Annotated in this window: 1 protein-coding gene; it reads right to left on the bottom strand. The window is 38.6% G+C overall.

Features of this window, described 5'->3' with window-relative positions:
* Positions 1–68: 68 nt before the first annotated feature.
* Positions 69–1,067: DUF4062 domain-containing protein (locus AB5935_RS27840; RefSeq protein WP_368328081.1), on the bottom strand; the 999-nt coding region annotated here is incomplete at its 5' end.

Here is a 1,067-nt window from a genome sequence, read left to right as displayed (position 1 = left end):
AAGTCCAATAGGGTTGCTTTTATAGTATTCTGAAGCAAATGTGTCCGATGAAATGGGGTTTGTCGTCACTATTTAATATATCGTTCCAAGTCTGCAAAGACCTGTTCTCCCAGCTGATCGATAGAATTAAAATAGTAGACTATTCGCTCTTTCTCAATTTCAGTCAACAGCTCCAACATTTTCTGACTGTTGTCTCCTGTTGTTATATCGTCTTTCGCATTTTTGGCAATGTAGACCAATATGGGTTTATTGGAGGCCAGTGCTTCCCTATACTCTATCTCGGTCATCGACATATTAGTATTCTCATCGACATATCCATATCGTGTTCCGAATATACCAAGATAAATATCTGCTTTTTTCACTTCATCTGTTATCACAGAAGTGACTTTATTGGCATTAGCGCCCCAATTTTCCATGCAAATCGGAACCATCCTGCGTTTTATAATCCGATCAATGATTGCCTTACGATATTCTTTCATGTCTTCAAATGTTGAACTCAGGAAAACCGATTTAAAACTGCTATTGAGCGCATCCGTACATTCCACCTCTTTTATCTCTCGCATGCACGAGTATCTAATTTTATTGTTCTCATCGAGTTGATAGTGCAATGTCTTGATCTGTTCATTATCATTTTTCTCAATAGCCTCGATAAGTTTCATCTCGAAGTTCATTCGCTGCTCTTCGAGTTTTATCAGATAACTATTCAAATGATTCAACCGCATTGATTTCATATCCCACTGTTTGGCATGGGCTTCTGTTTCAGCCGGATTCACTTCGGCTATATCAACCCCCGAAGTGAACATTCTACGATAAAATTGCTCGAAGAAAACAATATAATCAATCGCTGTTCTCCTGCCATAACGATCCATCAGATAGATATAAATTTCTAATTCTTCATCGGAGTTGGACAGGAACTCTGAAATAGCCATTGACATAAAGTGAGCAACGTCTTCCAGGCTATATCGCGCAGCTCCAGTACCTATTGCAGGAAAAGCAATGCTCTTCAATCCCAGAACGGACAATACATTCAAGCTCTTTTTAATAATACTGTTAATGGATTTCTCTAC

This window comes from Phocaeicola sp. RTP21198st1_B8_RTP21198_201120 (assembly GCF_040929485.1).
GTDB classification, from domain to species: domain Bacteria; phylum Bacteroidota; class Bacteroidia; order Bacteroidales; family Bacteroidaceae; genus Phocaeicola; species Phocaeicola dorei.
This window is presented reverse-complemented; position numbering and strand designations above follow the sequence as displayed.